The following is a 5,474-nucleotide window of genomic DNA, read 5'->3' as shown; positions in this document are numbered from 1 at the left end:
CGAGGCGCGAGCGAGACGGGATGGGGGTCGGCCCGCGACGTCCCGAGTCGTACCGGTGAGCGTACGGCGACGGCGGCGCGGGCCGGCACCCGCCCGTATTCGCTCGATGGATCGTCGCGCCAGCTCAGCGGCGAGTCGTGCTTCGGGCGGTCTCGATTCGTGGCAACCCGAAGGCGCAACGAGGCGCGAGCGAGACGGGATGGGGGTCGGCCCGCGACGTCCCGAGTCGTACCGGTGAGCGTACGGCGACGGCGGCGCGGGCCGGCACCCGCCCGTATTCGCTCGATGGATCGTCGCGCCAGCTAGCTCAGATCACACCAGACGGACTTGAGCTCCGTATACTCCCGCATCGCCTCTTCCCCGCGCTCCCGCCCGAACCCGCTCTCCTTGTAGCCGCCGAACGGCAGGCCCGGGTCGTACATGTTGTAGGTGTTGATCCACACCGTTCCCGCGCGGATCCCCCGGGCGACGCGAAACGCCTTCTTGATGTCGCGCGTCCAGACGGCCGCGGCAAGGCCGTAGCGGACCCGGTTGCCGAGCTCGATGGCCGCGTCCGGCGAATCGAACGTGAGGGTGGCGAGCACCGGTCCGAAAACCTCCTCCCGCGCGATCGTCATCGAAGGATCGACACGGTCGAAGACGGTCGCCTCGAAAAACGCCCCTTTCCCGCCCACGTCCCGCCGGTGGCCGCCCGCGACGAGCGCCGCGCCTTCGCGCACCGCGCCTTCGACGTACCCCGCGACGGTCTCGCGCTGCCGTTCGGAGACGAGCGCGCCGAGCCGCGTCTTCGGGTTCAGCGGGTCCCCCGGCTCGGTCTTGCGCGCGCGCTCGACGATCCGGTCGAGGAGCGCGTCGTGCGCCGATTCCTCGACGAGAAGGCGGGAGCCCGCCGCGCAGACTTCCCCTTTCCCGTAGAAGATGCCGTTGAACGCGCCGCGCGCGGCGGCGTCGAGGTCGGCGTCGGCGAACACGATGTTCGGCGACTTCCCGCCGAGCTCCATCGAGACGCGCTTGACCGTCCCGGCCGCGGCGCGGAGGATCTTTTTGCCCGTCTCCGTCTCTCCGGTGAACGTGATCTTGTCGATCCCCGCGTGCTCCGCCATCGCGCCGCCGATCCGCTCTCCCGGACCGGGGACCACGTTGAACGCGCCCGGGGGGAGGCCCGCCTCCTCCAGGAGCGCCGCGAACATCAGCGCCGTGAGCGGCGTGAGCGACGCGGGCTTCAGGACCACCGCGTTGCCGCACGCGAGAGCCGGAGCGATCTTCCACATGGCCTGGAGCAGCGGGAAGTTCCACGGCGTGATCGCGCCGACGACCCCGATCGGCTCATGCCAGGTGAAGAGGAACGCGTCGGACCGGGACGGGAGCGTCTTTCCTGCGATCTTGTCCGCCCACCCTCCGAAGTAGGCGAGGGCCTCGGCGGCGGCGGGCATGTCGATCCTGGCCGACTCGAAGATCGGCTTCCCGTTGTCGCGGGTCTCGACGGCGCCGAACGCGTCCGCGCGCGATGCGAGGAGATCCGCGGCGCGAAGCAGCACCTTGCCGCGCTGGCGCGGCGTCATCTCCTTCCAGGGGCCGCTCTCGACGGCGCGCCGCGCCGCCGCGACGGCGCGATCGAGGTCCTCGGGGCCGGCCTCGGCGACCTCGGCGAGGACCTCGCCGGTCGCGGGATTGCTCGTCGTGAACCGCCGCCCGGAGAGCGCGGGCACGAACCGCCCGTCGACGTAGAGATCGGTGGGGAAAGCGATCGCGTCGGTCACGGTTTTTTCGGCGCGGCCCCCGCCTTGCTCCTGTAGAAGGCGACGAGCGCCTGAATGTTCGCCTCGTGATTCTTTTCGAGCTCCGGCGGCAGCTTCTGGATCTTCATGTCCGGTTCCGCGATCCGGGTCGCAATGAAGTCGTCCTTGATCTTCTCGCGGACGAGCGTCTGCGCGACCGTGATCGCGTGCTCGAGATAGTCTCGCGTCGCCAGGATGCCGCTCGGGAGACCGATCGGACCGTACCCCGGAACGAGCGCCTTCGGGTTCAGATTGCCGAGCAGCGTCAACGCCGAGAGCCAGCCGTCCGGGTCGATGCTCTTCGAGAAGAGCGGCGGAAGGAGGACCGATTCCGCGAGATCTCCCGAGAAGAGGACCTTTTCCTTGCCGATCAGGACGGCGAGGTCGCCCGCGCTGTCGGCCGGACCGAGATGCCGGACGATGACGTCCCGGTCGGGACGGGCGAGGACGAGGCGTGTGGTGACTCCGAGGACCGCGGCGGACCCCGGGGCGCCTGCCTTGGCGAGGAGGGCCTGGAATCCGCCCGCGAAATTCTCCTGGCAGACGATCGTCGCGCCGCGCTTTACGAAGACCGCGGCGCCGCCGGCGTGGGGTGCGAAGTCGTTGGTCAGGATCAGGTAGGAGACCTTCTTCTTCCCGGTCGTCGACGCGATGTCGGCGAGCAGCTGCTCCGCGTCGGCGTCCGTGCGGCCGGCGTCGACGGCGACGACCGAATCGCCGAACGTGAACCACCCGGCGTTGGCGCCCCCTTTCGTCATCTCGGCCCAGACGCCCTCGGCGACCTTCCGCGGAGCCCGCAGCGACGCCGCTTGCGACGCGGCTCCGGGGGCGGGCGCCGGTTTCGGGGCGGACGGCGCTTTTTTCCCGGCGGCGGGGAGCGCCGAGGCTGGGGACGCCGCCGCCGCGCATGCGGCGATGACGGCGGCCGCAACGACGATACGGCTCATGCGGAAATTCATTCTTCGATCCTTCCGAGCCGGAGATTTCTCCCGCTCACGTTTTCGGAGTCTACCCGACAACGCCGGGACGCTTCGGTTCATTTCCGGGCGACGACGGCGTCGCGGAACGCGCGGAAGAGCGAATGCGCGACCGGGTCCGCCGCGAGGTTCTCGGGATGCCATTGCACCGCGACGAGCGCCTCGCCTTCGACGGCTTCGATCAGCCCATCGGCCGACTTCGCGATCGTCGAGAGGCCGGCGCCGACGCGCCCGATCGCCTGGTGGTGGCGCGAGTTCACGGGGAATGTTCCCGCCGGCAGGGAAGCACCTCCCGAGGATTCGACGGTGTGCGCGATCGCGTCCTTCGGGCGCTTCACGTCGTGCTCGATCTTCGACGGAGCCTCGGAGGGGATGTCCTGGACGAGCGTTCCCCCGAACGCGACGTTGACGATTTGGATCCCGCGGCAGATGCCGAAGATCGGGGCTCCCCGCCGCCGCGCCGCGGCGACGAGCCCGAGCTCCTGCTCGTCGCGCCGGCGGTTGACCGTCCCGAGCCCGGCGCGGGGCGTCTCGCCGTAGAGGGCCGGCGCGACGTCCTCGCCGCCGCCCAGCAGCAGTCCCTCGAAGCCCACCGGGGGAACGTCCCGGGAATGCAGGACGGCGAGGTCCTCGGACGCGAAACCCGCGCGCGCGAGGGAATCGAGGTAGTCCTTCCCGGCGGTCCCGTCCTCGAGCGTGACGAGAACCTTCATCGGACCGATTCGAAGAGAACGGCCATCCCCATGCCGCCCGAAACGCAGAGGGTCGCGATCCCGCGTCGTGCGCCGCGGCGGTCCATCTCGTGGAGGAGCGTCGTCGCGATCCGCGCGCCCGTCGCGCCGATCGGATGCCCGAGCGCGATCGCACCGCCGTTGACGTTCACGCGCTCGGGGTCGAACCCCAGATCGCGCCCGCAGGCGATGACCTGCGCCGCGAACGCCTCGTTCAACTCGATCAGGTCGACGTCCTCGAGGCGCAGCGCGGTCTTCTCGAGCAGGCGCCGGATCGCCGGCACGGGCCCGATCCCCATGCGCGACGGGTCGACGCCCGCGGAGGTCCACGCCGCGACCCGGGCCAGGGGGCGCAGACCCCGGCTCTCCGCGTACTCGCGCGAGGCGAGCACGAGCGCGGCCCCCCCGTCGGTCACGCCGGACGCGTTGCCGGCGTGCACGGTTCCTCCCTTCGCGAACACGGCGGGGAGGCGCGCGAGCGATTCGAGGGTCGTGCCGGGACGCGGTTGCTCGTCGGCGGAGACCACGACCGTCCCCTTGCGCGTCTCCACGTCGACCGGAACGATCTCGCGCGCCGCCCGGCCGTCGGCGGCGGCGCGGCCCGCGCGCTGCTGCGACGCGACCGCGAACGCGTCCTGCTCGCCGCGGTCGATCCCGTACTCGCGCGCGAGACGCTCGGCCGTGGCCCCCATGAGCTCGCCGCAGAGCGGGCAGAGGAACCCGTCGCGCGTCATCCCGTCGACGACCTCGGCGTCTCCCATCCGGTAGCCGAACCGCGCGCGGGTGAGCAGATAGGGGGTCGCGGACATGCACTCGTGCCCGCCGGCGAGAACGACCTCGTTCTCCCCCACCCCGATCGTCAGCGCGCCGAGCGTGATCGCCTTCAGCGACGACGCGCACGCCTTGTTGACCGTGAACGCCGGAGACGCGTCCGGCACGCCGGCGCGGTGGGCGACCTGGCGGGCGGAGTTCGGGCCGCCCCCCGCCTGGCGCCCGTGCCCGAAGATCGTCTCCGTGACGTCGTCCGGGGAAACGCCGGCGCGCGCGAGCGCTCCCTTCGCCGCCGCGGTCCCGAGGTCGGCCGCCGAGAGCGAGGCGAAGGCGCCGCCGAACTTGCCGATCGGCGTCCGCGCGGCCGAAAGCACCCAGACGTCACGCATCCGGCAAATCCTACACGAGGCCGCCTTGCCGCGCGCGGCGGGCTCTGATATCGTCGCGGTCCGATGTATGGGACCCCATTGAAATCCGGCCGGCGTTCCCCGGGCGCGCGCCGCTCGCCCGCCGCCGGGAAGGTCGCCGGCCGGCCGCCGCGCCGCCCGGCACTCCCTTCGTCCGGCGTACGCCCGGTGCTCGACGGCGTCCGGCGGCTCGTCCAGAGCCTCCGGCTCTCCGCCGAGCAGGCGCGCAAGCGCGCCGGCGTCTCGGGCGCGCAGCTCTTCGTCCTGCAGAAGCTCGCCGAGGCCGACGCCCAGTCGGTCAACGAGCTCGCCGCCCGCACCGCGACCGACCAGAGCTCGGTGTCGGTCGTCGTCCGCCGGCTCGCGGAGTCCGGTCTCGTCGAGCGGCACGACGACGCCCGCGACCACCGCCGGGTGCGTCTGACGCTGACCGCGCGCGGGCGCGCGCTCCTGCGGCGCTCCCCCGCCTCCGCCCAGCAGGAGCTCGTGCGGGCGATCGAGGCGCTCTCGGCCCGCGAGCGGAAGGCGTTCGCTTCCTTCCTGGCCCGCGTCGTGGCGGGGATGGGCGAGATCCCGCCGGCGCTGTTCTTCGAAAAGGAGGAGCCGGCGGCCGCGCGCCGAAAAGCCGATGCCTGATCTGACCTCGTCCCCGGCCGGCACGAAGGGCGGTCTCGCCGTCGCCCCCTCGCTCGAGACGTCCCTCCTTTCCGCGCGCGTGCCTTCTCGGGGGCCGACGATCGACCCGCGCGTCATCACCCTGTCGGCGTGGGCGATCCTGATCGGTCTCGCGGCCGGCCTCGTCGCGCGCGG

At 72.0% G+C, this 5,474-nt stretch carries 6 protein-coding genes; 2 read left to right on the top strand and 4 right to left on the bottom strand.

Going from position 1 to position 5,474, the window contains the following annotated elements:
* Positions 1 to 302: 302 nt before the first annotated feature.
* From VKH46_04440 to VKH46_04425, 4 genes are all read right to left on the bottom strand, one after another.
* Entirely contained in the window at positions 303 to 1,760 is a 1,458-nt protein-coding gene (locus tag VKH46_04440) for an aldehyde dehydrogenase family protein (protein HKB70068.1), read from the bottom strand.
* Positions 1,757 to 2,725, bottom strand: coding sequence for an MBL fold metallo-hydrolase (locus VKH46_04435; GenBank protein ID HKB70067.1), 969 nt, complete (start codon positions 2,723 to 2,725; stop codon positions 1,757 to 1,759). Before VKH46_04435 ends, VKH46_04440 begins: the two co-directional genes overlap by 4 nt.
* Positions 2,726 to 2,814: 89 nt before the next feature.
* Positions 2,815 to 3,468, bottom strand: a complete 654-nt coding sequence (locus VKH46_04430) for a gamma-glutamyl-gamma-aminobutyrate hydrolase family protein (GenBank protein ID HKB70066.1) — start codon at positions 3,466 to 3,468, stop codon at positions 2,815 to 2,817.
* Complete coding sequence (locus VKH46_04425) at positions 3,465 to 4,646, bottom strand: acetyl-CoA C-acyltransferase (protein ID HKB70065.1); 1,182 nt, start codon at positions 4,644 to 4,646, stop codon at positions 3,465 to 3,467. Before VKH46_04425 ends, VKH46_04430 begins: the two co-directional genes overlap by 4 nt.
* A gap of 186 nt (positions 4,647 to 4,832) precedes the next feature.
* Here VKH46_04425 and VKH46_04420 point away from each other — a divergent pair, with 186 nt between their 5' ends.
* Together VKH46_04420 and VKH46_04415 are read left to right on the top strand one after the other, a co-directional pair.
* Complete coding sequence (locus VKH46_04420) at positions 4,833 to 5,300, top strand: MarR family transcriptional regulator (protein ID HKB70064.1); 468 nt, start codon at positions 4,833 to 4,835, stop codon at positions 5,298 to 5,300.
* The coding region (locus VKH46_04415) for a hypothetical protein (GenBank protein HKB70063.1) at positions 5,293 to 5,474 on the top strand (182 nt) is incomplete at its 3' end. The genes VKH46_04420 and VKH46_04415, both read left to right, overlap by 8 nt.

This window comes from Thermoanaerobaculia bacterium, from assembly GCA_035260525.1.
Lineage (GTDB): Bacteria > Acidobacteriota > Thermoanaerobaculia > UBA5066 > DATFVB01 > DATFVB01.
Note: the sequence above shows the minus strand (reverse complement) of the source record. Positions and strands in the feature narration are given on the sequence as shown.

What these genes read in the sequence shown, in the direction of transcription:
- VKH46_04435 (HKB70067.1), bottom strand. Translation starts at nt 2,725, where the DNA reads ATGAGCCGTATCGTCGTTGCGGCCGCCGTCATCGCCGCATGCGCGGCG.
- VKH46_04430 (HKB70066.1), bottom strand. Translation starts at nt 3,468, where the DNA reads ATGAAGGTTCTCGTCACGCTCGAGGACGGGACCGCCGGGAAGGACTAC.
- VKH46_04425 (HKB70065.1), bottom strand. Translation starts at nt 4,646, where the DNA reads ATGCGTGACGTCTGGGTGCTTTCGGCCGCGCGGACGCCGATCGGCAAG.